This is a genomic window from Brasilonema sp. UFV-L1 (assembly GCF_012912105.1).
GTDB lineage: Bacteria > Cyanobacteriota > Cyanobacteriia > Cyanobacteriales > Nostocaceae > Brasilonema.
On record NZ_QMEA01000005.1, the window covers coordinates 138,038 to 164,673 of the forward strand.

The 26,636-nt window shown below is 41.5% G+C and carries 20 protein-coding genes and 2 pseudogenes; 13 read left to right on the forward strand and 9 right to left on the reverse strand.

Annotation, left to right across the window (positions count from 1 at the left end; all coding sequences use genetic code 11):
- Positions 1 to 5: 5 nt before the first annotated feature.
- From DP117_RS03135 to DP117_RS03150, 4 genes are all read right to left on the reverse strand, one after another.
- Positions 6 to 812: a DUF3050 domain-containing protein gene (locus DP117_RS03135; RefSeq protein ID WP_169216871.1), complete on the reverse strand. Its 807-nt coding sequence runs from the start codon at positions 810 to 812 to the stop codon at positions 6 to 8.
- Positions 813 to 1,274: 462 nt separating this feature from the next.
- Positions 1,275 to 2,129, reverse strand: coding sequence for a metal ABC transporter permease (locus DP117_RS03140; RefSeq protein ID WP_169216872.1), 855 nt, complete (start codon positions 2,127 to 2,129; stop codon positions 1,275 to 1,277).
- A gap of 8 nt (positions 2,130 to 2,137) precedes the next feature.
- Positions 2,138 to 2,974: a metal ABC transporter ATP-binding protein gene (locus DP117_RS03145; RefSeq protein ID WP_169216873.1), complete on the reverse strand. Its 837-nt coding sequence runs from the start codon at positions 2,972 to 2,974 to the stop codon at positions 2,138 to 2,140.
- An 88-nt stretch (positions 2,975 to 3,062) separates the two neighbouring features.
- A complete protein-coding gene (locus DP117_RS03150; protein ID WP_169216874.1) occupies positions 3,063 to 4,136 on the reverse strand; it encodes a metal ABC transporter substrate-binding protein in 1,074 nt (357 codons plus the stop codon).
- A 338-nt stretch (positions 4,137 to 4,474) separates the two neighbouring features.
- On the opposite strand from DP117_RS03150, the gene DP117_RS03155 reads away from it, so the two are divergent.
- From DP117_RS03155 to DP117_RS03190, 9 genes and pseudogenes are all read left to right on the forward strand, one after another.
- A complete protein-coding gene (locus DP117_RS03155; RefSeq protein ID WP_169216875.1) occupies positions 4,475 to 4,951 on the forward strand; it encodes a hypothetical protein in 477 nt (158 codons plus the stop codon).
- Positions 4,952 to 5,542: 591 nt separating this feature from the next.
- On the forward strand, positions 5,543 to 5,749 hold the full coding sequence (locus DP117_RS03160) for a ribbon-helix-helix domain-containing protein (RefSeq protein WP_348982990.1): 207 nt from the start codon (positions 5,543 to 5,545) through the stop codon (positions 5,747 to 5,749).
- 972 nt (positions 5,750 to 6,721) lie between these two features.
- A complete protein-coding gene (locus DP117_RS03165; protein ID WP_169216876.1) occupies positions 6,722 to 7,408 on the forward strand; it encodes an NYN domain-containing protein in 687 nt (228 codons plus the stop codon).
- A 177-nt stretch (positions 7,409 to 7,585) separates the two neighbouring features.
- Positions 7,586 to 7,869 (forward strand): annotated as a pseudogene (locus tag DP117_RS35895) (response regulator); the annotation flags it as partial.
- A gap of 87 nt (positions 7,870 to 7,956) precedes the next feature.
- On the forward strand, positions 7,957 to 8,280 hold the full coding sequence (locus DP117_RS03170; RefSeq protein ID WP_282440247.1) for a HAMP domain-containing sensor histidine kinase: 324 nt from the start codon (positions 7,957 to 7,959) through the stop codon (positions 8,278 to 8,280).
- A gap of 86 nt (positions 8,281 to 8,366) precedes the next feature.
- The gene (locus DP117_RS36865) at positions 8,367 to 8,450 is read left to right on the forward strand and encodes a hypothetical protein (RefSeq protein WP_339381305.1); all 84 of its coding nucleotides are present in this window, start codon (positions 8,367 to 8,369) and stop codon (positions 8,448 to 8,450) included.
- A gap of 2,309 nt (positions 8,451 to 10,759) precedes the next feature.
- Positions 10,760 to 11,239, forward strand: a complete 480-nt coding sequence (locus DP117_RS03180; RefSeq protein ID WP_248277505.1) for a DUF2656 domain-containing protein — start codon at positions 10,760 to 10,762, stop codon at positions 11,237 to 11,239.
- Positions 11,240 to 11,246: 7 nt separating this feature from the next.
- The gene (locus DP117_RS03185; RefSeq protein ID WP_169216877.1) at positions 11,247 to 11,951 is read left to right on the forward strand and encodes an ankyrin repeat domain-containing protein; all 705 of its coding nucleotides are present in this window, start codon (positions 11,247 to 11,249) and stop codon (positions 11,949 to 11,951) included.
- Between the two features lie 452 nt (positions 11,952 to 12,403).
- Complete coding sequence (locus DP117_RS03190) at positions 12,404 to 15,229, forward strand: DEAD/DEAH box helicase (protein WP_169216878.1); 2,826 nt, start codon at positions 12,404 to 12,406, stop codon at positions 15,227 to 15,229.
- An 18-nt stretch (positions 15,230 to 15,247) separates the two neighbouring features.
- On the opposite strand, the gene DP117_RS03195 is transcribed toward DP117_RS03190, so the two are convergent.
- The 3 genes from DP117_RS03195 to DP117_RS03205 all read right to left on the reverse strand — a co-directional run bounded on the left by DP117_RS03195 (position 15,248) and on the right by DP117_RS03205 (position 18,701).
- Positions 15,248 to 15,952 carry a DevA family ABC transporter ATP-binding protein gene (locus DP117_RS03195; RefSeq protein ID WP_169216879.1) on the reverse strand — a complete coding sequence of 235 codons (705 nt, stop codon included), beginning with the start codon at positions 15,950 to 15,952 and terminating at the stop codon, positions 15,248 to 15,250.
- Between the two features lie 266 nt (positions 15,953 to 16,218).
- On the reverse strand, positions 16,219 to 17,397 hold the full coding sequence (devC, locus tag DP117_RS03200; protein ID WP_169216880.1) for an ABC transporter permease DevC: 1,179 nt from the start codon (positions 17,395 to 17,397) through the stop codon (positions 16,219 to 16,221).
- Positions 17,394 to 18,701 (reverse strand): ABC exporter membrane fusion protein, encoded by a 1,308-nt coding sequence (locus tag DP117_RS03205; RefSeq protein ID WP_169216881.1) that lies wholly within the window; start codon positions 18,699 to 18,701, stop codon positions 17,394 to 17,396. The genes devC and DP117_RS03205 overlap by 4 nt, the downstream gene beginning before the upstream one ends.
- Positions 18,702 to 18,912: 211 nt before the next feature.
- Here DP117_RS03205 and DP117_RS03210 point away from each other — a divergent pair, with 211 nt between their 5' ends.
- The 3 genes from DP117_RS03210 (at position 18,913) to DP117_RS03220 (ending at position 23,503) form a co-directional block, all read left to right on the forward strand.
- Positions 18,913 to 19,767 (forward strand): TetR/AcrR family transcriptional regulator, encoded by an 855-nt coding sequence (locus DP117_RS03210; protein WP_169216882.1) that lies wholly within the window; start codon positions 18,913 to 18,915, stop codon positions 19,765 to 19,767.
- A 970-nt stretch (positions 19,768 to 20,737) separates the two neighbouring features.
- Positions 20,738 to 22,849 (forward strand): TIGR00300 family protein, encoded by a 2,112-nt coding sequence (locus tag DP117_RS03215; protein WP_169216883.1) that lies wholly within the window; start codon positions 20,738 to 20,740, stop codon positions 22,847 to 22,849.
- A gap of 123 nt (positions 22,850 to 22,972) precedes the next feature.
- Entirely contained in the window at positions 22,973 to 23,503 is a 531-nt protein-coding gene (locus DP117_RS03220) for a DUF2085 domain-containing protein (RefSeq protein ID WP_169216884.1), read from the forward strand.
- Between the two features lie 24 nt (positions 23,504 to 23,527).
- On the opposite strand, the gene DP117_RS03225 is transcribed toward DP117_RS03220, so the two are convergent.
- Both DP117_RS03225 and DP117_RS03230 read right to left on the reverse strand, forming a co-directional pair.
- A complete protein-coding gene (locus DP117_RS03225) occupies positions 23,528 to 24,265 on the reverse strand; it encodes a Uma2 family endonuclease (RefSeq protein ID WP_169216885.1) in 738 nt (245 codons plus the stop codon).
- Positions 24,266 to 24,530: 265 nt separating this feature from the next.
- The gene (locus DP117_RS03230) at positions 24,531 to 25,907 is read right to left on the reverse strand and encodes a lipid-A-disaccharide synthase-related protein (protein ID WP_169216886.1); all 1,377 of its coding nucleotides are present in this window, start codon (positions 25,905 to 25,907) and stop codon (positions 24,531 to 24,533) included.
- A 403-nt stretch (positions 25,908 to 26,310) separates the two neighbouring features.
- Here DP117_RS03230 and DP117_RS03235 point away from each other — a divergent pair.
- Positions 26,311 to 26,636: pseudogene (locus DP117_RS03235) on the forward strand (outer membrane protein assembly factor); the annotation flags it as partial.

Genomic DNA, 26,636 nt, shown 5'->3' on the forward strand with positions numbered 1-26,636 from the left:
GATGACTACAGAGTCAACCTGGTGAGACTTCCTCTAGTTTTTCGTTTACCATTCAATATATGAAGTACCACTCCGTCCCAAAGAGAAATGCGGAATAACAAAGCTTCTTGAGCAGCTATAGCGCTTTGTTCCCACTTTTCATCATCATCCCCACATAAATTTTTCAGAAGTTGCTCACCCATTGGTCCATGAACGTCCTCGTCAAGATGGGTATGTCGTTCTAGATAAAGAGATAACTGCTGACAGTTGAATCTGGAATTATCTAAGCTTTTAAGGATGCGTTGAAACATGAATGGAATAACATCTTCCCTACCAAACAAAAAGTTAGCAGCGACTTCGTGAATTAACTTAGAAGTTGCTTTCATAGTCGAGAGGACAAATCCCTTAGTTGCAGATGGAATTGTGACACTATCCAGAGCATATTGTACAGATTTCCCATTTTGAAGTTGCTCGATAAAACTTTGAATAGGAATTGTATTAGCACCAATCTCACGCATTCCAGCAAGATAAAGATCAAAATGACTTATAAATACACCAGGTGAAACTTCATCAGTTTCTTCAGCTAAAACTATGTCGTTAATTAATCGAGCTGAAAAAATGTCTTTTGGTGGTAACCAAGGTACTGTTACACAAGTAAGTTTTCTTTGAAGTGTTTTTACTAAACACATAAAATCCCATACTGCAAAGCTATGAGATTCCATAAAAATTTGTAGAGAGTACAAGTCCACAAGCTCAGTATAAACTCGATGATTAACCAGATGATGTTTCAGTGGATAAATAAAGTCTATCAACTGTAAATAACGGTCTGACATATGGTAGAATGTTAGATTTGATAGAATGTACTCTACTTTTTAATTGTAATGATGTTAGAAAGTTAAGCAATGTATTTATAGCTCAAACATCAATAGTATAATCCTCAAAAAATTCTGTCCTCAGGAACGTAGGCAGGGGAAACGCTCCTGGGTTCTTCTTCAAGTACTATTGTTGTCATTAGCAATACTTGGCAATCCCTCTGCTTTGATTGTTTCTTTTTTTCTTCATGTAAATATATTTACTGACACTTTTAAGTACTGTTTTTCAGAGTTTCTGTGAGTATACATTCAATAATTTTTCAACATCCCTGGTATGAGAAATACTGAAATCTAACATCATGTAATATAATACATAATATCTACGTATTAGTAAATATTGCTACTGAGAATCAAATATTAGTTTTGTTTTTAAATAAACAAAAATCACTAGAATACTGATTCTGAGTCCTGAACTCTGCCTTCTCATTTGTAGTGTTGTGACAAAACAGGTGGTGAATAGCGTTTACGACGATTTTGAAAGGTCTTCCAAAGCAATACGCAAGCAAATATCATAGTTGAGAGCAGCACAACACTAGCACCAGAGGCAATGTCGAAGTAGTAGCTTAAGTAAATACCGATAAAGGCGATCGCAGCTCCCAAAAAACCAGAAAGAATCATCATGTAACCAAAATGGTTACTCAACAACCGTGCTATTGAAGCGGGAATCACCACCGCCGAAATAATCAGAGTCACACCTAAGACATTCAGCGTTGCGACAAGCATTGTCGCCAGCATCAAAGCGAAGAGTGTATCCATAAAAAAGACAGGAACACCGTGAACTTGAGCAACTTCTCTGTCGAAACACCAAAATAATAAAGGGCGATAAAAGCAGAAAACCAAGCTTAGCAAAACAACGGTTACGCCTGTCACAACCCATAAATCTGTTGGAGAAACTCCCAGCACATTACCAAACAAAGCGGCTTCAAAATTTTGGCTGAACTTCCGGTAGGTGCTGATAATAGCTACCCCCAAAGCAAAACTCGCGGTGGTGACAATACCAATTGCTGCATCTGAGTAAATTTTGCGTCCAGTCAAATATTGGATCAAAACAGCAGAACCAAATCCCCATATTCCAGAACCAATGTAGAAATTAAGTCCCAAGACATAACTTAATACAGCGCCACCCAAAATAGCATGAGATAAACCGTGAGCAATGTAGCTCATCCGACGAGTTGTAATATAAACACCCATCACGCCACATAATAAACCTGCCATCATCCCAACTAAAATGGCACGGCTGAAAAATTCATAGCGGAAGGGTTCAAATATAAGATTCATATGTTAAATCAGGCAGACTTTGATTGACCTTGAAGTAAGCTTGGAGGCAAGTTGCTTTGCATTTGATGGCGCAACGAAGTTCCTCCACTGGCGATCAAAATGCGATCTTGCTGGTGAAACACAACCATTTGGGCACCAAAGGTACGTTCAAGGTTAGCAGGAGTAAAGATATCAAGCGGTTGACCTTGACAAATCAGTCCGTGATTAAAACACACAACCCAAGGTAGATGTGTGGCGACTGAATTAAGATCGTGGGTGGAGAGTAAAATAGTCAAACCTTGCTGATTCAAATCGGCTAATAGATGTAAGAGTTCGTGCTGAACCTGCAAGTCAGAACTGCTGGTAGGTTCATCTAATAGTACGATTTCTGGTTCTCCCACCAGCGCACGGGCGAGAAAAACCCGCTGCTGTTGTCCACCAGATAATTCACCGATGGGCTGGCGGGCGACATGAGCAACTCCTACGCGATCTAGGAGTTCTCTGGCTGCAGTGCGATCGCCTCTTGAAGCCCAAGGTAACATTCTCTGCTTTTGATAACGCCCCATCATCACCACTTCTTGGGCTGTGACAGGAAAGTTCCAGTCTACCGTTTCCACTTGAGGTACATAACCCACTCGCGACGGTGATATTCCTGGCTTCAAACGTTTTCCCCGAAACCAAATTTCTCCAGCCCAAGGATGAATTAACCCTAAAATTGCCTTCATTAAAGTGCTTTTACCGCTTCCTGATGGTCCCACCAAACCAGAAAGTTGACCACGGTATAGAGACAAATTGACCTGTGTAAACACAGGTTTGTTTTCATAGCCACAAGTTAAATTTTTAACTTCTAGTAGTGGTTGTTCCATTAGCAATAAATAACCTTTGCAGCAGGCGGAATGCATTGTTCAGACTAAATGATAAGTCAAGTATTTAAGGCTTATCTTTGGTTTTTATTTATTTTTGAGAAGTTTTTGTCTGGTTAGCTGTTGGTCCAACGATATTAGCAGTATTGACATTCTTCACGAGTTCAGGATTTCCACCTAGATTTTCGGCAAGAATCCGCAGATTGTTGACCATCATGCCAATATATGTATGTTCAGGGTTCGTGTTTTCAATAGCATTAGCAGATCCGTCGCCAGGTAATTCATCATCAGCAGTGTTGGCTATTTTCACTTTCGCTTCTCGGGCAATTTGCTCTTCTACCTTGCTAGGATAGACTTCCGATCCAAAGATAGCAGGAACCCCAAGTTGACGAATTTGAGTAATGAGCTTTGCTACGTCTTTGGCAGAAGGTTCTTTAAAATCTGATGGTTGAATAGCACCAATGACTTGAAAGCCGTACTCTCTTGCCCAATACGCCCAAGAATCGTGGTAAGTTAAAAGCTTACGGTTTTTGGGTGGAATGCTCTCCACAACTGCACGAGTTGCTTTATCTAGTGCATCCAGGCGTTGCAAGTAGTTTTTCAGATTGGTATCGTAGTAATCTTTACCATCTGGGTCTAACTGAGTTAACTGTTCGGCAGCTAATTTAGCGTAAGCTTCAGCATATTTGGGATTCACCCACAGGTGGGGATTGGGTTCGCCCTTATCTTTGGGAAAGCTGAAATCGTAAATCCACTGAGTTTGGGTGATAGTATTATTGCCAAGTTCGTAAATATTAGTTTCTTTAAGCTTAGAAGCTTTTGCCAGTTTTGCTGTCGGGCTTTCCAAGTACAACCCATTGACAATAATCAATTTAGCCTTGGAGAGCAAATCAGCATCCGAAGGACGAGGCTCGAAGGTGTGAGAGTCAGTACCTTCAGGAATAATGCCTGTGACTTGAATACGCTCCCCTGCAATATTACTGACAATGTTCGTTAATGGTGCTACAGTTGTGACAACTAAAGGCTTATTCTGAGCTTTTTGGTCTCTAGCCTGAGCAGGAGTCGCTGTTGCTTCCGGACTTGAAGATACTGTTTGATTCCCTGGTGTACTGCAAGCGACCACTGAAAAGCTCAGTGCTAACACCATTGCAGAAATTTTTTTCATTGGCAGTTAATATTAGGAATTTCTCTATCATTAATAGAGAGTTTTTCTGCCTAAAAATGCAATCCTCCACCTGGGGATATCGTCAAAATTTGATAGTATCTTTCGTCATTGATATCCTGAAGACTTTGCCTTATGTATATACACGGCAGCTTGGGATAACTCGGACTATAAAGCGCTTTACATAACGGTAACTACCGTTTTGATGTCACGAAGGTGTAACCAGGTAGACCTGTACTTTGCTTATGTACACTTAAGTTCAGGCAAATTATCGAAATACCAACAAAAACGACTGAATCATTGGTTACTATTGTTTCGGTTTTATTGATGGTAAGATGTTAATGTCTATTTTGCGTAGATATGCGGTTATTGTTCCTATAAGCTTGAGTATGGCTTTGTTAGTGAGTGCGTGCAATGACAGCAAAGCCTCTCAATGTCAGCGACTGATTAGCCTTATTAACAAAGGAAGTGACTTGATTGATAAGAATAAAGGGCAGCAGGTGACAACTAGCTTGCAACTATCCAAGGATTTGGAAGCTGTAACCAAAGAAATCAAGGAGCTGAAGTTAAAAAACCTCAAGCTTCAAGAATTTCAGAGCAGTTTTGTCAACGTGTTTGAGACTTTTAGTCAATCAATTGCTACAGCAGGTAAGGCTCTTGGCTCAGCTAAGACTGCTAAAGCCTCAGTAGAGGGTAGAGCCAGAATTCAAAAAGCAAGAGGAGACATCGATACCGCTCTCACAACAGCTGCAGATGCTGCTAAGCAGTCTGATGTCTTAGCATCTGAGGTGAACAAGTACTGTAGCGAATCAAAATGAGATTAAGGAGGTTGCAGTAGCACTTGCGTGCTACTGTCAATCGTCAGACTATGGGTGTTGGTAGTTCAGCAAATCTACAAAATTCCAGCTTGAAAACCTGCGATGAGAAGGCGTATCACAGCACGGGTTTCGTTCTCAACGTCTCGTTCTTTATCTTCCATCACAAGAACAGGGTGATGGAAACTTGACACTCCCACGGTAGCCCAAATATCGCGCAAGCGCTGCCTACGGCACGGCTGCGCCTAACATTTGGACAAAAAGCCGTGGGATTCTTGGTTCACTCAGTCCACTTACCATGATTAGTTTCCTAATCATGCCAGAGGTGGGTCTGTCCGCAAGCTTTTTGCTCCATTGCAGAAGCCAGATCCGGTATGCCCTACCGTACTGTTTTGACCAAAACTTTGGTTGTCTGGTACTTGGTGCTTGAAGATTTTACCTGCGCAAGCATTCGGTGCACAGAACCACGCCAGGTGCTACAACGGGGGGCTTAGGGGTTCCCAAAGGGGTTGGGGGGCGAGACCCCCAAGGGCGCACTGGCTCCCCTATCTTCAGTTTTCAAGGTGCGATGCCTTTCGGCTCTGGGTTTTTTAAGTGGTTGAATACCCTACCCACTCAAATAATGATAGCATCTATGTAGCGCTTATTGCGATACGTATGACAGAAAAACATTTAAGTATAAGAGTCCCAGAAAATGAAATGAAAATTTTAGAGAAGTATGCTAAGAAAACAAAACGAACCAAAACAGACTTAGTTCGTGAATGGATTCGTTCTCTTGAGAACTTAGCAACAGGCACTTAAAAGTGCCACGCATTCATGAGGACAGTACTTGATGAGGGTCTCCCGACAGAGGTATCTGTCCGTCCCACCCCGCGCGTGGGGATGGGCTTTCTGCTATCAACGCTGTAAAGTCGCGCTACGTACCGCTTCATAAAGCATGGACAAATATGCGAGCGCCTTGGTGGTCAGTCGCGCTCGATTAGTTAGATTTGGTAACTATATGATACCAGCGACTGACCACCGCCTCAAAGAGAAATCTTTCTTGGGTATGAATGGATAAGGCGGTCCTGTTGTCTATTTCAGACCCAACCCTCCATCACCCCCAGCAACACTTAGAATTGCAAGTTATTTAATCCACGTCTCTAAGTATATTGATCTAAGATGAAGTACTTTCCGCAGGGTAAGCTATAATACCTATGAAATCAGATTTCGTGTAAATTTTTAACTGTCTAGTGGACGTTGGTGGAAATAACTATCCAATTGAAAAAAGTTAAAAAGCTTATTGTACAAGCTTTTTTGCCTTCTGCCTTCAGTTCTTGCTGACAACTTGCACTGCTGATTTCTGCCGCACTGTACAAGTTAGATTTGATTGTCAATCAATAAGTGAGACATATTTCCAGAATAAACAGCCTTTATATTTTGCTGATTTTTTGAATTTTGACCAGAAAGATTATCAAGACAATATTATGCTATATATCGATGAGTGATTGCATAGTTACAATGAAATTAGAGTCAATTGCTCACTCAGATTCTCTTCATCAACAAGTATATCGCTTCTTTATAGCTCAGGCGTATCTGTTGAAGTAGAGACTTCAGAGTATAAACTCAAAAACCTTTTTTGAACTTTGGACTATGGAAAGTTAAGATGAGTGGAGTATATTTCACCCAATTGATGTTCGGACCATTTTGTGTCACAAGGTCATCACCTAGTATAAGTTCTCTATTGTCAACTTACCAAAAAAAACTTGCAAAATCTAAAATACAGAGGTCTCAATGAACATTGCCGCTTTTGATAAAGAAAAAGATCAATATAAACGAATCAAGGAGAAATCACATTGGCAAGAAGAACATCACATAGAAACAACCAACCAAGGAGAAGATGCAAAAATGTCAGGTTCTGAGGTTGATAAATGCATTTTCGGTAATTCCAATCGTGGTCGAGTAGCCATTTTCATTGATGGAGCGAATTTATTTCATGCAGGTTTACAACTTGGTCTTGAAATAGACTACGCTAAACTTCTTTGTTGTTTAACTGAAAATGCAAAGCTTTTGCGTGCTTTCTTCTACACTGGAGTGGATCGCACAAATGAAAAGCAACAGGGTTTTCTGCTCTGGATGCGTCGAAACGGCTACCGTGTTGTAACCAAAGATTTAGTACAGTTTCCAGATGGTTCTAAAAAAGCCAATCTAGATGTAGAAATTTCTGTAGATATGATGAATTTAGCTCCTTACTACGACACTGCTGTATTAGTGAGTGGAGATGGAGATTTAGCATATGCGGTTAATGCTCTTTCGTATCAAGGGGTTCGAGTTGAAGTTGTCAGTATACGCTCAATGACGAGCGACAGTTTGATTGATGTGACTGATTATTTTGTTGACATAGAAACAATCAAACAAAATATTCAAAAAGATTCCCATCCCTGTTACAATTACCGGTCTTTGTCGAATTCTAGTTTGTAAAAGAAGGTTTTTCTAAGGACGGCTTACACCAGACTTCGCTATAGAGAAAAACATAGTAACAAATTGTAAATAATTCGACTATTACTGAACTGTCAACTCAAAGTTTTACTCTCAAATATCAGTGACAATGGCAAGCCAGAAAATGACTATCCATATCTTGCTTGCCTACTGTAGAATATGAACATTTTAATTATTGAAGATGAGCCTGAAATTGCCCAGTTAATCCAAATGTCTTTGGAAAAAGAAGGTTTTTCCTGTTGCATAAGCAGCGACGGTTTGAACGCCTTACGAATCTTTCAGTAGCAATCACCAGATTTAATTATTTTAGATTTAATGATTCCTGGTTTAGATGATTTGGAAGTTTGTGCAAGAATTCGTCAGAAACCTGGTGGAAAAGACCCATATATTCAGAAATTTATTTACGACTAGCAAAAGAAACCAAGCGTTTAGAGCGCTTAGTCAACCATTTGCAAGAACTTTCCAAAGCAGAAGCGGGTTATCTTCCAATAAAGATACAGCCAGTCAATCTGCGTCCTTTGCTGGAGTCAATGGTCGAGACATTTGCTGACCAACTACTAGAAGATGGACCAGTTTTGCGCTTAGAGTGTCCATCGAAACTCCCCATAGTATTGGCAGATATTGACCGTACAGAACAGGTGCTAGTCAATCTTCTTGGTAATGCAGTGCGTTATACCACTAAAGGTTTGATTACTCTTCGTGTTTGGGCTGAGCCCTCTAGGCTATGGATTGCAGTCATTGATACAGGAATGGGAATTGCCAAAGAAGATTTGCCCTACGTCTTTGAGCGCTTCTGGCGAGCTCACAAATCTCGCGATCTGCCGAAGCGCGTAGCGTGCGCTTTGCGCTCGTAAGGCAAGCGTTAGCGCAGGCCCCCTAAGGGGCTAGCTATCGCCATTCTGGAGGAACAGGCATAGGTTTAACCATCTCGCGCCGTTTAGTGGAACTGCAAAGCGGTCAGATTGAAGTCGAAAGTCAACTAGGATTGGGTAGCACGTTTCGTTTTTTTCTGCCTTTGGCTTAAGTTAACTTTAACAGTTACCAGTTATCAGTTATCAGTTGTCAGTTTGAAGAAGAATGGGCTTCGCCCCGCTACGCTAACAGCAATTCTGAATTCAGTATTCAGAAGAAATAAATAAAGAATTGCGACTCCTGACCGGAGGCGGAGCTTTCCTTGCTCCGCTCCTGACTCCTGACTCCTGACTCCTGACTCCTTCACTGTGTACTGTTCACTGTTTTAAAAATTAACCTGCACTAAGTATACAAGCTAATGACACAACTGATTACACCTCTTGTGTCAAATTCATCTCACTTTATCTGTTCTCACAGAACTATTCTCAAGATTAAGATATGGTACATAAATCATTCAAAATTCAAAAATTGAAAACAAAAAATAAAAATATTTACAACTGGAAAGTACTTTACTTCTTCACTGTACAGCAATTAAACGCGTAATACTCTTCTTTTTATCTATTGAACTTAAGTATAGTCCAACTTTTTGTGTAGTATAAATTTCTCTTTCCTATGTTGTGCGTTATAACACAGGGTTGCTTTTTGATTAGGATATCTGGGATTCTAACCAAGAGTTACTGAACTTTTTCCGAAAACTATTTTGTATAAAAAGACATATATAGCTATTGATGATGCCCAATCAAAATCAATCATTCTATACTTGATTTTCTTTTGTATCTATGTAAATGTCTTTATATTCAAGACTGTTGGGCAACTTCCAAAGTGGTATCAGTTTTGTTCAAGTTAACTTATGACATATCAATTTTATTTTTTAATTTTTTAATATTAAAACTATACAAAAGGTGAGATAGTTATGATGAATCAGTAAAATTTCTGGTCTATGGATAAGCAAAGGTAAGATAGTCAAAACATATCCGTAAAATTTCCGTTCCATTCAAATTTGTATGAATTAGGTGTATGTACTGATTTGTAATTTTTTATGGTTATATTAACATTTAGCTAAATTATCAAAAAGTGTATGTACCTGCTTCATCAATTAGGATAGTTGTTTGACTAACCTCTAGCTTATACTGATGATTTTTTGTAATAGATGAGCCGTAAGTTATGTTTTCTGAATCTTTGATAACCAAGGAGTCGCTACAGTGAATAAGGTGCAATTGGCTTTTCTGATTAATTATCTGCTAACAACTTGTTATTTTTTTATCAACTGGTTAAGATTTTTTATCCGTCATCCTAGCTCTTCTCCAGATGATCATTTTTTGTCTTTTGTGATGCTTATCATCAGTACTATTTTATGGCCTATCACTGTTCCGATGTCTTTTCTAAAAATATTAAAGACACAGAAAGTAGAGTTTAATACTGTGATTCCAGTTCTGATTACAGTCTTTACATTCAGTCTTACACTTTACATGGGTTAGTTACTTTTAGTTTGATTTTTGCTATTAACATTGGCTGTACCTTGCGTATCATAATTGTTGTGCATAAAACAAACTGCCACTTTGCATTTACCATTACACCCGCAAAAAACTAAAAAGTTATATGGTGGCATAAATATAAAAACTGGTGGATAGTAGCAACTGTAACTGGTTTCACAGTTAAAGGCTCTAGCCAAGCAAGCGTTTTCTCTAAAGGCTAAAGAAGTCCATCTCCAGACCTGAGGAACCACAGTTAATTCATTGGTGAAAACTGAACAGCGATCAATGAACGGATTGTAGTCAAGGTGCTGATTACCAAAATTGGAACCAAGGCTGCCTCAAAGCTGATTGCACAGGAGACTCGAGTTACGCTAACTAGGGCCTACGCTATTCACCAAGTTCTAATTGCAGCCGCTTTGGGCGCAGATTACATTGCTTCCTATTTAGACAAAATTGCTGCAACTGACTTTGAGCAAACTGCTCGTCGCATAGCAGACCAAGATCTGAGTAAGACACTTGCGCAATAATTCTTTATCAAGCTAGTTCACAAAAATTAATTATTTTATCTGTGAAAATCATCAAAATAGGAGTCAAGAATGCGTTGATACTACAATGAAGTTGCCTGATTTTTCTAATCTAGAGTGTTTTTTGAAGACAAACTGAGTTTTTTTGTTTTTTGATCAAACCAGGCCAAGATTATAAAAAATCATACTACATTAGCAAAGCCTTGTAAATACGTGAATACTTGAGAATGTTGTCAATTATTCTTCATATGTTAAGTGAAGATTGCATTAAGTATCGATTTATGAATAGAAATAGCTGATGCATAAATGTTATTGAATTAATTTACCTTATCAATTGAAGGAAAAATAAAAGAGTTACGAAGGATAGCCGAAAAATTATAAATTGAAAGCTATCAGTCTCGATAACTACAATCTTTAATCAGATGAGCAGCCTACCCCAGCAACGAATGTTGCTTTCCCATAACTTTAATGTGTCCGACAACAGTGTCCCCGAACTCAGTCGAGAGCAGTTCGCCACGATCTTTATTGAAGGATTCAGTGATGAGGAAAATATCAAATGTCGGCTAGTGGACAATCCTCACTGGATCCTAGAAATTTTGTTTTCCATCGACGAACTTTCGCCGCAGCTTCTAGGCGATCGCTGCGCTAAAATACTAGCTCAAAAGCGTCGAGAGCAGTTGTCTTGCGAACAACCACTTCCAGATATTTTGGTTTTGGGTGGAATGAAAACGACTTTGGCAATCAATCCTGCTCCGGAATCGCTACAACCTGGACAATGGGGGGTGGATGTGGTGGAAACTCCTTCGATAAAGCAGTTTTTACAGGCGATCGCTTGGGAAGCAACCATTGCTCAAAAACCTGCTGATAGTATATTTAAGGTTGAACTAGTGCAGTGGGGCTAGCTAAATTATGTCTTCGTTAGACCATGAATTGATCCGAGCAGTTGTTCGGGGAGATGCCACGTTGGTCACAACCCTTTTAAATCAAGGGGCAAACGTCAACACAACTGGGGGAGTTACCCCAGTTGGACAAAGCAATACCGTACTCATGTGGGCAGCTGGAGAAGGTTATGTTGATGTAGTTAACGTTCTACTGACGCATGGCGCAAATGTAAATGTCATCAATGATGCGAACTACACAGCTCTGATGTACGCCGCAGAGGGTGGCTATTCAGAATGCATTTATGCGTTGCTAGATTATGGAGCTGATATCCATCCGAGAAACCACTACAGTGAGACTGTACTCATGTCCGTTGCTCGGTTTGGTCTAACAGATGTGATTCTACGCCTGATTGACTTGGGAGCAGATGTACATGCAACCAACAAGATTGGCGATACAGCGCTGTACTTGGCAGTTGACAATGGGCAGTTTTACACAGTGAAGGCGCTCATTGAACGAGGAGCATCTGTGAATACGCAGAACATCGGTGGCTGGACTCCTTTAATGATGGCATCGGCACGAGGAGATTTAGAGGTTATGGAACTCTTGCTAGAGCATGGCGCGGACTTTCGTCCCAGAAACCGTTGGGGGGCAACAGCATTGAGTGAAGCCAAGCGATCGTTTCGTCCCATTAGTGCGGCTCAAATTTTACAACAGGCAGGCGCAATCGATTGACATTCTCCCCACCAAGAGCCGATAGCGTTAGCTCCGTGCCGCTTCATCGCTCGTACTGAAAAACTGCGGTGCCGAATTACAAGTTAACGAGTAAGAAGTCCACAAACGGGCGGGGGTCTTACACGTAAAACCGATTGTGACAGTTGAGGGTGCGGAATATCGGTTGAATACTTTGCCAACAAGTATGAAAAACTGGCATTTGCAGTAGAACCTCACTACACCTAGATAACACGGGAGCGTGGTAGCCCCGTAACTTCAGTTCGGGGCGAAGAATGTGAGCACGGCTCGTTTTAACGAGCGTAATTTCTGATATAATGCTCGTTAAGACAGCAGAAACCGGGTTTGGACACTGCAAACGGTTACAAAAAGATTTGTCCTTAATCCACGGCTGAAAGTGCTGGGAGTGTCACACTTATAAATTATAAGAACCACAAGTTAAAAACATTTTCTTTGTGAGCGACAACAAACCAACTGATTACACCGCCATCATCCGCGCTGCTAACCAAACTGTTTCTGAACCACCCGAATGGTTAGCAGCTGGTAAACACGTCTACTCCCCTGAATATGGCGTAGGTGAAGTCATGGCGATATTGGGCAAGCGGTTAATTGTCAAGTTTGTGGAAGAAGTTAAGCCAACCCAATTTGCTAACTGGGAAGATGCACTCGCGAAAGGCTCAATTAAAGCAAGCAACACCAATTTGGCTGACTCCACTGGTTTCGTTGAGGAAACCAATCCCAACGTTGTAATCATTCGTGAACAAATTCAACAAATCCCCCACATAGCATTTCAGTCTATCGCTCAAGAACTGATAGCAACCGTCACCACGGTAGATATTAAAAATCCCAACCAAGGGATGATTCACCCCATACCCAATGATTTACCGCCCGCTTTGCGTTTGGGTTTGCAAAATAGCGGTATCACCAGTATTTTTTCACATCAATTAGAAGCACTGGCAAAGTTGCGTGCTGGTTTTGACTTGAGTATCACTACGCCCACAGCAAGCGGAAAGACGTTGTGCTACAACCTCCCGATTCTGGAATCTTGCATCAAGCAACCGCAAACAACAGCGTTGTATATTTTTCCACTGAAGGCATTAGCCCTCGACCAAATGCGAAAGTTGCTTTCATTGGTGAAGGCAATACCCAACAACCGCCTCAAAGTCGCATTGATGACGGGAGATACACCAAAAGAAGAACGACAGCGCTTGTTTATCCCTAGTCCCCCAAATATTCTGGCAGTCAGTCCCGACTTGTTGCATCACTATCTATATAATGTGCGGCGGCGTGAGGAAGGAGAAGGCTGGCGGCAATTTTTAAGACAGTTGCGCTGGGTGGTGATTGACGAAAGCCACACCTATGTTGGTGCTTTTGGCGCACATTTTGCCAATCTCATGCGGCGGTTCAGGTTAGCAGTTGATGCTGTTGGCGGAAATTCTCACTCGCTGCAAGTTATCTGTTCGAGTGCAACAATTGGCAATCCTCAAGAAATGGCATTGCGGTTTAGCGGCAGAAGTAATCAACACGAAAGGTTACACCTGATTGCACGCAGTGGCGCGCCAAGTGCCGGACGTACTTTATTATCTCTTGCACCAAGTAGCGCCGCCAATGTGGAAGCTTGCCAAATAGTTATTGGTTGGTTGCAGCACAATTTGAGCGGGATTGTATTTTGCAATTCTCGCGTAGCAGTCAAAGGTTTGTTAGGATTAATCCAACGGGAAACACAACGCCAAGGATTGACACAACTGGCTGACAAAGTGGCGATCTTCTACAGTTCTTTGACAGGCGATCGCCGTCAGCAAATCATCCAAAACCTGCAAACTGGACAAATTAAAGTCATTATTGCAACTTCTAGTTTGGAAGCTGGGATTGATTTACCTGAATTAGATTGCTGTTTAATTCGTGGTTTTCCTGGTAGTTTGATGTCCTTTTGGCAACGAGTAGGACGCGCCGGACGCAAAAAACACGGGTTGGTAATGTATTTACCTGTGGGACAAAATCCAATTGATGTCTTCTACTCCCAACATCCTACAGAGTTACTGTCGCAAGAAGTTGAATCTGCGGCTTTTAACCCAGATTATCCGACAATTTTAGGCAAGCATTTGGAGTGCGGCTGCGTTGAAAGCAGTCTTGCCTTGAAGGAATTAAACAGCCGTTTTGGTAATGTGGCTGGTGCAGTTGCAGATTCACTCATGCAACAAAATAAACTTTTTTTAAGTCATAACGGCAAATTGTGGGGGAAAGGATACCCACACAAAGATCTCAATATTAGAAGCAGCACTCAAACTTCGATTTCTTTAATTGATAAGCTTACAGGCGAAACTTTAGAAACAATGTCACTCTCTGTTGCTTACCGGGAAGTTTTTCCCGAAGCGATCTATTCTGTGCAAGATGAAAGTGGCGAACTGATTGCTTACCGCTGTGAAAGTTTGGATCAAATACGAGGAGAAGCAAAACTCGCCTTTTTGGGTAAAGACACCGACTCATTTACTGAAGCAGAATCAGACCTTGATATCGTACCACTTTCTACACTTGCACAACCCAAGATTATTCCCACTAATATCAAAGATGGTAAATTACAGTTAACTTTAGTTTGGGGAGAAATGACAACAAGTGTAACTGGTTACAAGTTGATGAAACGTATTTACGGGACGACTTGTAAAAACCAGCGCTGCATTAATTACAAAAAACCCCTAGAAGGTAGAACCTGTCCTTCTTGCAAGCTTTCTCTATATTCGGGAGAAGTCACACAAGTTCAATCAGAAGTGGCTTTTGAAGAGCCATATGTTACTAAATATCAAGCACCTTGCGTGTTGGTGGAGGTAAACGCACCTCTAAAACAAGCACTTTCTACTCAAGTTAATCTCTACAAGAGAGAAATTGCCGAACATTCTGGTGAAGATAGGGAAATTCCGGAACAATTTAAGGCTTTGTGGACTAGCAGTGCTGATTTTACGGCTTTACATAGCATCGAACACCAGATAGTCAAAGCTGTACCACTGGTAGTTTTGTCCTCTAGCCTAGATGTGGATGGAATAGTCACGCAAAAAGAAGGTGAAACAATTGGCTACTTTTTCGACACTAACGAAGGTGGTAATGGTGCAGCGGAAGCCATTTTTCATGAATTACCTCGTTTTGCTGCTAAAGCATATGCCCTAGCCGCCGAATGTGATTGTGAAGCGGGTTGTCCGCGATGTTTGCACATTTGTGGGTGTTCACAGCAGAATATGGGACTACATAAGGATATTGGATTGTTTTTGTTGGATGCAATATATAAATAGAAAAATGTAGAGGATTCATCACTCCGCCATGACAACAGCATTGTTATTGTCAACCAAACGACCATCTTCCATATATATAATTCGGTCAGCGATATCAAGAATGCGGTTGTCGTGGGTGACTAGCAGAATTGTGCAACCATTTTCTTTCGCAAGGCGTTGCATTAATTCTACCACATCGCGACCGGATTTTTTATCGAGTGCTGCTGTGGGTTCATCAGCAAGGACAATTTTAGGTTCTGCTACCAAGGCGCGGGCGATCGCCACTCTTTGTTTTTGTCCACCCGACAAATCGTCAGGATAATAATTGAGGCGATTTCCTAATCCTACCTGTTCTAGCATCGCAATTGAGCGGCTCACCATCTGTTCGGCGCTCACATTTTTGTGCAGTTCCAAACCCATTCTGACGTTCTGCAATGCTGTTAAACTACCGTGTAGATTATGTGCTTGGAAAATATAACCGTTACTGCGTCGTGCAATTGTTAATTTTTCAGCACTACTACCGCATAGTTGTTGTCCCAAAACACGCAAACTACCAAACTGTGCGGAACGCAATCCACCTATTAACGTCAGAAGGGTTGTTTTGCCAGAACCAGAAGGACCTGTCATAATTATAATTTCACCAGCATTGATTTCCAAGTTGATGTTAAACAGAACTTGCTTCTTAAGTTGACCTCGACCAAAATAATGGTCAAGATTCTGGATAGAAATGACAGACTCACTCATGATATGAGAAAAAACTCAATTATTCGTAAATGACTTTAAGAAGAACTCAGTTTTTAGCAACACCCCTCTGGGAAATTCAAAATATGCTTTCTTGTGTACGCTAAGCGAACACAATGCAAAGTTATGTCCGAAGGTCATACCTTGGATTTCTCACTGTACGAATTTGAGCGTAGTGAATGGGGCTTGTGTTCTTATTTGTTTGTGTTTATCATTATGACTACTGAATTCTCTGTTCTGTTAGCGTAGCGGGGCGCAGCCTGTGGTTTTTAAAACATATCAGCAGGGTCAGCAGCTTGGAGTTTGCGAGTGGCGATCGCTCCAGAAAGAACACACATAATAATGGTCAATATGAGCACCACAAAAGCTCGTGTTAAAGTCATATATATAGGCAAATTTGTTGCTGTTCTTGTCAAAAAGTAAAGTCCTAAAGGAACTATTGTTCCTGGAATAAAGCCTAGAAATGCTAAAATGAGAGCCTCTTCAAAAATGACTCCTAGCAAGTAGAGATTGCGATACCCCATTGCTTTAAAAGTTGCATATTCCTTCAGGTGTGCATTGACATCCGTAGAAAGAACTTGATAAACAATAATGATGCCAACTATGAACCCCATTGATACACCCAGACCAAAAATAAAGCCAATAGGGCTTTCTGTCTGCCAATAGTTTTCCTCAAGCTGGATAAATTCTTGATGAGTCAGAACTTTGACATCATTGGGTAAGTAAGCTTTCAATGCTGTTACCACTTGCTGTGGATCATAGCCCGGTTCAAGAGAAATGAAACCCAGATTAATACTCGCTGCTTTTCGTGCAGGGAAGAGTCGTAAAAAATTCTGCTCACTGGTAATCAGGTTACCATCAGCCCCAAACGAAGTCCCTAATTTAAATAAGCCACTAATAGTAATCGTGCGATTCTCTACTTCAGTGGTAACGGTTTTATCTTGTTCAATTTTGGCGATCGCTTCTTGATATTCGCCTTTAGAATCTTTGTCCAATAAGAAAGTATCTGGTAACTTAATTTTATCCAATTGTTGGTCTACTTCTGGTAGTTCAAAAGCTGGTTGTTCAGGATTAACGCCAAGCACTTGAATTGAACTTTCACGACGGGTTTGTGGATTTTTCCAAGTGATCAGACTGACATATAATGCTTCTGCTGATTTCACTCCTGATATAGCAGAAGCTTGATACAGTCGCCGCCGGGAAAATGTAGACAAACTTTGCATATTACGAGCTTTGGGACTAACTAAAACGATGTCTGTCTGCAAAACTCGGTTGAGACGAGTATTACTATCATACAGTGCATTCTGAAAACCAAGCTGCATAAACATAAGGACATCAGCAAAAGCAATACCTGACAATGCGACAAGCAGACGGCTTTTCTGATGATTTAGCTGCAGCCAACCTAGAGGTGTTCGCCGCTGTAATTGTTGTTGTATAAATCCAATCACAGTAAAATCACCGCCTTAACTTGCAAATTGGTTAACGTAGCTGCTTTCTGGCTTGATATTTTATCAAGTCGGATATGTACTTCCACAACTCTGGCATCAATATTGCTACTAGGATCAGTGTTGACGACACTCTGACGACGCACTTGTAAGCCTATTCGATCCACTTTTCCTTGCAATTCACCAGGTAGAGAATCACTGACTATTCGCACATTCTGTCCTGGATGAACTTTGTTAATATCACTTTGGTAAACTTCTGCAACTACATACATTTGACTGGTTTGCCCAATCTCAACAATTCCATCATTCGACACGAGTTCCCCAGCACGTGTGTGTATGTCCAACACCTGACCATTTTGTGGCGATCGCACGTAAGCCTGTTGCAAATCTTTCTCAGCCTTATTGACATCTGCTTGAGCATCATCAACTTCTGCTTTTGCTGCTTCCACATCCACTGGACGTACTTCGGCTATTTTCTGGAGTGTAGCTTGAGCTTCGCTGATTTGTTTGCTAAACGTGGTGTTAATGCGGGTGAGAACAACTTGAGCCTCGCTGATTTGCCTACTACTCGTACCATCAATACGAGTAAGTATTGCTCTGGCTTCTTTCAGTTGCTGTGTTGCAGTCTCTACACTGAGGCGCTTACTGTCAAATGAAGACTTAGAAATTGCACCTTCAGAATAAAGTTGCTGATTGCGCTCATATTCAGCTTGAGCGTTGTTGAGTTCTGCTTGGAATTTCTCAATAGTTGCCTGCTGAGCTATTTTATCACCTTTCCACTGCGCTTTGAGTCGGGCGATCGTCTCCTGTTGCGCTGTCTTCTCACCTAACCACTGCGCTTTGAGTCGCTCAACTGTGGCTTTTTGTGCTTCAATTTCACCGCGTTTTGCACCTGCTTGCACCTTAGCAAGGTTTGCCTGCTTCACTTTTACTTGTTGCTGTGCTTTAATGACAGCAGCTTGAAGACGATCTTTGCTGTCAAGAATCGCAATCACTTGACCTTTTTTAACTTCTTGCCCCTCCTTTACTAACAATTGCTCAACTCGATTTTCTTGACTAGATGTCGGCGCAGAAACTTTAATGACTTCTCCGTGTGGCTCTAGCCTTCCCAAAGCAACGACTTTTATGACTTTAGGAATGCTCACTTGAGACTTTTGAGTCACACTAGACTGGTGTGACTTTAATTGCCAAAACCGGTATGTTGTCACCCCTGCAACAACAAATGTTATGACAACCGCCAATATCGTCAGTGGGCGACGGCTATGCTTGAAGAATACGGAACCGCTAGCTGTTGCATCGCGCACCATAAGGTGCCTCCTATGGGACAAAATAAACTAGATAGTTTAGTTTCTTGTTTTAAACTAAACTGTACAGTACAATTTTGTCAAGAGAAATTTTCTAGTAGTGGTTAGTTATATAGATTCCGTATTCGGGAGGATTGTTGTGTCCCTACAAAAAACCTTTATTGCACAAGAGTTACAAACAGCTATAACCTGCTAAAAGTAGAGAAAGTGAAAAATGAGTAAGACAGAAGCTAATAATCGCGATCGTAAGCTGTCAGACGAAAAAATGGATGCCATTTTGGCAGGTGCAATGCAAGAGTTTCTAGAACATGGCTACGCTGCGACAACAATGGATCGGGTGACAGCAGCAGCAGGTGTGTCTAAAACAACAGTCTACAGCCACTTTCAAGACAAGGAAGGACTATTTACTGCTCTCATGCAGCAATTGGTACTGTCCAAGTATTATGCATCGTTTAATCCGCAAAAAGCTCAACTTATGCAAGGTGAAGCATCTATCATCCTGCGGCAGTTGGCATTCAGTATGCTAAACCACATTATAGGTGACCAACAGGTGTTAGGATTAATGCGCTTGATAGTTAGTGAGTCTGGACGTTTTCCAGAGTTAGCGCGAGCCTTCGTTCTTAACATTGAAAAACCATTCTTAGAGGATTTGTGTCAATTCCTCGAATCTCGTACTGAACTCAACTTACCTGATTCAGAGGTTGCTGCGCGAGTCTTAGTTGGGACGTTAGTACATTTCATCCTGATTTCGGAGATACTATATGGCAAGGATATTTTACCAATCGAGCCGGAGCGTCTGATTAACAACCTGATTGACTTGTTGACTATAAATCAGACGACAAAGCATTCACCTGTAGATCAATACTCAGGGACAAGGCAGAAATCTTCCAGGCGTAACCGTAAAAATTCCGGTCAATTTGAGCAAGACTATAACTCTGAGCCGAAACGTTTAAGATCTATCAGACTAACAGATACAGCTTGGGAAAAACTAGCCCAAGTTGCAGCTAAACATCAATTGACTCGCAGTGAGATGATTGAAATCATTGCTCGCGATGGTGGACTTAGTTGAGGACTTGGAACGAGTTTTCAGGTTTAGCATTTTTTGTATATACATGGTTGTAAAAGTTTAAATCATCTGAGTGGTTATAGTAAAAACTAGTCTTACAACTTAAAGATATGATGATTATTTTAAGGCCGCACTGGCAATCTTGATTACAGAAGTAATTGTATATACATGGTTGTTGCGTCTCATCAAGCATTGTCACTTCAGTATGGTGCAAAATTGACCCTATCCAGCATCGCTAATTGATTTAGCCAGCTTGGTATTCTTTACCATGTTTCTGACTGCTATATTTTCTACTTTTTTGGCAGCTTTGCGCTTCTCAAAATAATTGTCTACTGACTCATCCCTAATACTATTCAGTATTTCAATACATTCTTTCTTAAGTTCTGGTTTAGTGTTTACTTCATTTAAATTTTTTTCTGCATAATGATTTTAACCTACTTTTTAACATCTTTTAAGAATCCCCCAAACTTTTAGTCGGGAAGCACATCAATGGTAATCCGAATATCAATACAAGAACTTTACTCTCTGATAAGTAAAAACAACAAAAAACCCGCCCAGTCAGTGCTGTAGCGGGTTTAGTACCAACACTCAGTTAAATAACCCCTTGAAAAAGATGAAGTGACTTACAATTAAAAGCCTCCAGGCGTGTTACTGGAGGCTGTCACTAAACCGTTTTCATCTGTTTATGTTACTGATACGAGTATTTGTAAAACTCTTTCTATAGCTGGAGTTCAGATTACAAAAATCTGTGTTGATTAACACAGATTTAATACTAAACCTGTGGATTTTTCCGTAAGGGATTAAAATAACTTACAAATAAAAGCCCTCTTCGAGATACAATAGACCATAGTCTTCGTGCGACTTTTTACAAAAATTCAAAAACTTAATTTTCAAGAAAGCGATTAAGTATTGAAATATACAAATTAAATCAGTAAAAATTTGTATTAAATAAAGGCTAACTGCATCTAACCATATGACTTCCCAGATTCGCTTTTTAATGTGTCCCCCTAACCACTATGATGTGGATTATGTGATTAACCCTTGGATGGAAGGGAACATTCACAAATCATCGCAAGAGCGTGCCGTAGAACAGTGGGACAAATTACATCACGTCTTGAAAGAACACGCAATTGTTGACATAGTACCAGCTCAGAAAGGCTGGCCGGATATGGTATTCACGGCAAACGCTGGTTTGGTACTAGGAAAGACTGTTGTATTAAGTCGTTTTTTACATAAAGAGCGTCAGGGCGAAGAGCCTTATTTCAAGCAGTGGTTTGAAGAGAACGGGTACACTGTCCACGAATTGCCGAAAGACTTACCTTTTGAAGGTGCGGGAGACGCACTGTTGGATCGGGAAGGACGCTGGCTTTGGGCTGGATACGGTTTCCGGACAGAGTTAGATTCTCACCCTTACCTGGCAAAGTGGTTAGATATTGAAGTGCTTTCGTTGCGGCTGATTGATGAGCGTTTCTATCACCTGGATACTTGTTTCTGTCCGCTTGCCAATGGTTACTTGCTGTACTATCCACCTGCGTTTGATTCCTACTCTAACCGCTTAATTGAAATGCGGGTATCACAAGAAAAGCGGATAGCTATTACAGAAGCTGACGCGGTACACTTCGCTTGCAATGCGGTGAATGTGGACAGCATCGTCGTCATGAATAAGGCGAGTGAACGACTCAAAGCACGTCTTGCAGAAGTTGGTTTCCGAGTGCTTGAAACGCCATTGACGGAGTTTCTTAAAGCTGGTGGCGCAGCAAAATGCTTGACGCTACGAGTCACCGAACCAGTACGGGAAGAAGTTCATGCCAATGTGTCAGTTGAAAGTCGCGTCTTTACCTTAGAAGGACACTTGCTTGACTCTGGCTTGATTAACCGCGCTTTGGATTTGATTGTCGATAACGGCGGTAGTTTTCAAGTTCTGAATTTCTCACTGGGAGAACAGCGGCAAAGTACATCAGCAGCTGAGGTGAAGGTATCTGCGCCTTCCCATGAAGTGATGGAAAGCATCATATCACATCTGATTGATTTGGGTGCGGTAGACTTGCCCCAAGATGAGCGCGATGCTAAATTGGAGCCGGTAACTCAAGCAGGGGTTGCTCCGGATGATTTTTATGTGAGCACGATTTATCCCACAGAAGTGCGGATTAATGGTGAGTGGGTGAAGGTACAAAATCAGCGGATGGATGGGGCGATCGCCATCACTCGAACACCCAAAGGCATATTAGCAAAGTGTAAAATTTTACGTGATTTAGAAGTTGGCGAAGAAGTCGTTGTCGATGTGTTAGGTATTCGCACCATCCGGAAAACAGAATCACGGGAACAACGTAACGCTCAAGAATTCAGCTTTATGTCGGCGGGTGTTTCCAGTGAACGGCGCGTGGAACTCGTCGTTGAGCAAGTCGCTTGGGAATTACGTAAAATCCGAGATGGTGGTGGTAAAGTTGTTGTCACAGCAGGACCTGTGGTGATTCATACTGGAGGCGGTGAGCATCTGTCACAACTAATCAGAGAAGGATACGTGCAGGCGTTACTGGGTGGAAATGCGATCGCCGTCCACGACATCGAGCAAGCAATGATGGGAACTTCTCTGGGTGTGGATATGAAGCGGGGTGTGGCTGTACGCGGAGGACATCGCCATCACCTGAAAGTGATTAATACGATTCGTCGTTATGGTAGCATAGCCAAAGCTGTTGAAGCTGGGATCATTCAGAGTGGCGTTATGTATGAATGCGTCCGTAATCAGATTCCATTCTGTCTTGCCGGTTCGATTCGCGATGATGGTCCTTTGCCGGATACCGAGATGAATTTGATAACGGCGCAAACTGAATACGCCCGACTGCTCAAAGGTGCAGATATGATTTTGATGCTGTCGAGTATGCTGCACTCAATCGGTGTGGGAAATATGACTCCTGCTGGTGTGAAGATGGTTTGTGTGGATATCAATCCAGCTGTGGTGACAAAGTTGAGTGACAGAGGTTCTATAGAATCGGTTGGTGTTGTGACAGATGTTGGGTTGTTCCTCAGTCTGTTGGTACAGCAGTTACAGAAGTTGACTAGTCCGTATATTGCTAAAGTGGGTTAAGTTAAGAAAGTAGGGTGGGTAGCATTGCCCACCTTCGTGTTTAAAAAAACGAACCGCCAAGCCTGCCCTCGAGCGAAGCGAAGGGACGCAAAGGACGCCAAGAAAAAACGAAAGAAGAAAGAAATGTTGCCAGGATTAGTTTTTAAAAAAGGTTTTTCCACTCAGCACTTTCAAATTCGTTGGGTGAGTGCAATTGCTGATTTCTTATTAGTAGGGATGGTGGTAGGACCATTTGCTGCTCCATTTTTGGCGGCGTCTGGGTTACCGATGTTACCAATGATAGCAAATATTATTTATTTCATGGGAACTCATGTGTGTCCACAGCCGGAGATGGGGGTAGCATTGTCACCACCTTATATTATGGCTGTGTGTATGCGTTGCTACGGTACTGTTACAGGATTGTTGATCACTCGCGTTTTATATGGAGTGACGGGTGGCAAAGGTTTTTACTGGTTAAATCAGTACGGTTGGAATGGTGCAGTGCTTGCTACTGTGTTGATGATGGCTTATCCATTGGAATTGGCAGCAGAGGTTTTAGGTTGGTGGAGTTTTCATAATTATGTTGTTATGCTTTTTGGGTTGATGACAGGTTTGGCATGGGGTTTGTTTACTATGCCAATTTTGCATGAGTGGCGGCGAGCAGATGCAATTTAGAACTCATTTATGAGAAATTGTTCACTATTCTAATCTCTCTGGATCTACACCCAAAGCACGTAATTGTTCCCGCAAACGCCCATTCTCCTGTTCTGCTTTTTCTGCTCGTTGGCGTTGTTGTAAAGCACGTTCTTCTCCTGTGAGTAACAAATTTCCTGCTTCATCCCACCAACGTAGCCAAGGTAACTCTGCATTTAAATAGTAACCTTGCCAAATACCCAATTCCACACCCATAGGAACAATAGGATAATGTCCTCTCTCGTTGGCATTTATTTGTTCGTAGCCTCCTGCAACCCATCGATAAACTTCTACTGATGCTTTTTTGACTTCATAAATTCCGTAGAAAGGTGGACGAATCACTTGTTCGTAAATCCAAAATTTGCCTTGGTAAGGAGTGTTATCTCTTTCTTCTTTTCCATCACCAGAAACAAATTCTAGAACAATAAGAGGTGCGATAAGTTCTTGCCAAAGAACATAGGAACGCCGTATTTCACCTTTAAGAGTTGGTGGTACATTAGATACATAAAACCAGTCTGGTGCTTCTGCACCTCTTTCCGGAGGTTCTGTCAACCGCCAGTATATACCACAGTCTTGCCCGATGCAATATTGCCCATCTGGATGAATTTCTTTCAAGCGAGGTTGGATAGAGTCGGTCAATAAAATACTCTGAGGATGTTCTTGAAAGTTCTTCACAAAGGTACCATCAGACTCTGGTAACTGGGTATGGTCTGGTAAAATTTGAGTTTTAGTTTCACTTACCATGACATGACCTCGCCGAAATTATAAGAAAGTAAATTTAATAAATTGGCGTTGCTGATTTGAAGTATGAATCCAAGTGTAGAGACGTTGCATGCAACTGCGCCACTCGCGTGCGCGGGTTTCCCGCGTATCCCGATGTGGCGTTCTCTACAAGGGTTTGGAATCACACGACATCTTTTTCATACATGGATTCAGCAACGCCAATAAATTTAATGTAGCTAAGTGTTCCACCTGATTAACGCAGTCAGCATATTGAAGCTCTTGAAAATCAATATTCATTCCATAATAGCTCCATTAAATACTCAGCAATTCGTTTGGCTGCTCCTGGTTTTCCCATCCGTCGTATACCATTTTCTGCAATCAGTTGTAACCTGTCTGGGTTGGCAAGTAGTGATTTGACTTCCTTAGCAACTTGTGTAGGTTCTTCTATTAAAATAATAGATGGTCCCAAATGACGGCTTTGTGCTTCCGCAAAGGCATAGGTAAACTGAGGACCTTTTCCGGGAATGGTTATGACTGGTTTTCCTAAACCCACAAATTGTTCTGTTGCTGTTCCCGCCATTGCGATCGCCAAATCCCCCTGATGCAAGCAGTCGTTATACGCATTTTGTGAAAGAAGAAAAAACCCATTTTTTTGCTTAAATGTCAAGGCACTTTTGTCGGGAATTTGGATTGGAGGTTCAGCATAAGGACAAAAGCCTTGAGATTCGAGAATTTGACGTATACTTTCAATGTGTAAACTTGGGGCGATCGCACCCAAAAACACGACTGTTCCACAAGTAGTGTGTCTGAGAAACTCTTGCTCGCTAAAAAGTGCCATGATTGCAGAGACAGCAATCATCATTTGCTGCCAATTCGCATATGCTTCTGGAGGACGAGAACCAGGTAGGAGAGTGACAACTAAAGGTCGAGCTAATTCTTGGTTTTCGACATCAGTATTATAAAATCTTGGATGTGAAATTGTTGGTTCCAAATCATCCATCATTGGGTTCCCCAAATCAAAAGCAGTAATCGACAAGCTTTTCAAAATCTCTGCTGTGAGCGAATCTCTAGGAAACACCGCCTTGCAACGCTGACGACTCATTAACCAACGTTCCCAAGGATGGTAAACTGAGCCAGAAAAACTTTCCCACCATGCTCCTTTTGCTTTCCGTTTTAATAAACTCACTTCATCCCGCACATAATACTCTGATTTTGCTGTGCCTACAAAGCTATATTGAGCACCACTCAACCAGGCAAAGATAAGTGGTACGATATCGCCCACTGCTAAAATCGCAATTCTGTAACCTGATTTTTTCTGAGTATTTACCCAATGACGTACAGCTTTGATTTGACTGACGGTGAGTTGTAACAAACCACCTTGTACATCCCGTACAAATTGGCGTCCGTCCATGTAAACAAAACCACCCGATGGCATCGTGCGTACTGAACCAATCAGGGGAATATCCAACCCTTGATAAGCGTATCCTTGTCCCACCAACGGTAAAGCGAAGATTTCCGGTGGGCTAGGTTGTTGCTGAAGTTGTTTCAAGATACGGACTGCAATCACATCCTCTCCATGTCCATTGCTTAAAACGAGTAACCGTAAGTCTGGAGTATCTTTATCGAAATCAGAAGTTAGCGGTGCAGGTGATGAATCACTCATGAGAAACAAAAATTTAAAAATAACTGTCGTTTGGAACAAGAGCAATCAATGGGGGATATAAATCGGCAATGTAGATAGACGTTAGTAAGCTATCACGCCTTTAATTTATACACAATTTATACACAATTTATACACAATTGACACACAGAATGTTTGCCAGTACTAGTACAAAAACGGAAAAGTCAGGAGCTAAAAAGTCAAAAGTTTATAATCTAGACTCTTGGGCTTTGTCAAATGGTATGTCTATTTACACGCCCACCGTACTAGACTTCTTCTTTTTTGAATTTTGAATGTGTTAGTAGCGTGCCGTAGGCAGCGAATTTTCAATTGCTCACTATCCTGATGACCTAACCTCAGTACAGAAAGTACAAACTAACTCCCTGTTAATTAGGCTACTATTATTATGCGAGTTTCTTCTGCAGCAATTTTGACTTTAACAACTTTGGCAGCTGGCCATGCAAATCAGGCGGTGTTAGCTGCACCCTCTGACACTTCTCATCAAACGGAAAAACCTGATAACGTAGTAGTGCCAGCGACAGAAGAAACGCCCGCACGAATAGAAACGATTGCACCCCCAGAGACAGTAGTCACTGGACAATTCTCTCAAAAATCAGGTAGTGTGCAAACTGACAGTAGCAATAAATCAGTCGTCATACAAGAAACTCCCAAAGAAAACAACGAAAAAGAACAGATGAGGGAAGTGAGTTTTTCATCTCCCTCACCTTCCCC

Coding starts and splice junctions, on each gene's coding strand:
- DP117_RS03145 (WP_169216873.1), bottom strand. CDS start 2,974: ATGGAACAACCACTACTAGAAGTTAAAAATTTAACTTGTGGCTATGAA.
- DP117_RS03155 (WP_169216875.1), top strand. CDS start 4,475: ATGTCTATTTTGCGTAGATATGCGGTTATTGTTCCTATAAGCTTGAGT.
- DP117_RS03205 (WP_169216881.1), bottom strand. CDS start 18,701: ATGGTGCGCGATGCAACAGCTAGCGGTTCCGTATTCTTCAAGCATAGC.
- DP117_RS03210 (WP_169216882.1), top strand. CDS start 18,913: ATGAGTAAGACAGAAGCTAATAATCGCGATCGTAAGCTGTCAGACGAA.
- DP117_RS03215 (WP_169216883.1), top strand. CDS start 20,738: ATGACTTCCCAGATTCGCTTTTTAATGTGTCCCCCTAACCACTATGAT.
- DP117_RS03180 (WP_248277505.1), top strand. CDS start 10,760: ATGAGCAGCCTACCCCAGCAACGAATGTTGCTTTCCCATAACTTTAAT.
- DP117_RS03195 (WP_169216879.1), bottom strand. CDS start 15,952: ATGAGTGAGTCTGTCATTTCTATCCAGAATCTTGACCATTATTTTGGT.
- DP117_RS03165 (WP_169216876.1), top strand. CDS start 6,722: ATGAACATTGCCGCTTTTGATAAAGAAAAAGATCAATATAAACGAATC.
- DP117_RS03170 (WP_282440247.1), top strand. CDS start 7,957: ATGGTCGAGACATTTGCTGACCAACTACTAGAAGATGGACCAGTTTTG.
- DP117_RS03140 (WP_169216872.1), bottom strand. CDS start 2,129: ATGAATCTTATATTTGAACCCTTCCGCTATGAATTTTTCAGCCGTGCC.
- DP117_RS03150 (WP_169216874.1), bottom strand. CDS start 4,136: ATGAAAAAAATTTCTGCAATGGTGTTAGCACTGAGCTTTTCAGTGGTC.
- DP117_RS03225 (WP_169216885.1), bottom strand. CDS start 24,265: ATGGTAAGTGAAACTAAAACTCAAATTTTACCAGACCATACCCAGTTA.
- DP117_RS03230 (WP_169216886.1), bottom strand. CDS start 25,907: ATGAGTGATTCATCACCTGCACCGCTAACTTCTGATTTCGATAAAGAT.
- DP117_RS03135 (WP_169216871.1), bottom strand. CDS start 812: ATGTCAGACCGTTATTTACAGTTGATAGACTTTATTTATCCACTGAAA.
- DP117_RS03220 (WP_169216884.1), top strand. CDS start 22,973: ATGTTGCCAGGATTAGTTTTTAAAAAAGGTTTTTCCACTCAGCACTTT.
- DP117_RS03185 (WP_169216877.1), top strand. CDS start 11,247: ATGTCTTCGTTAGACCATGAATTGATCCGAGCAGTTGTTCGGGGAGAT.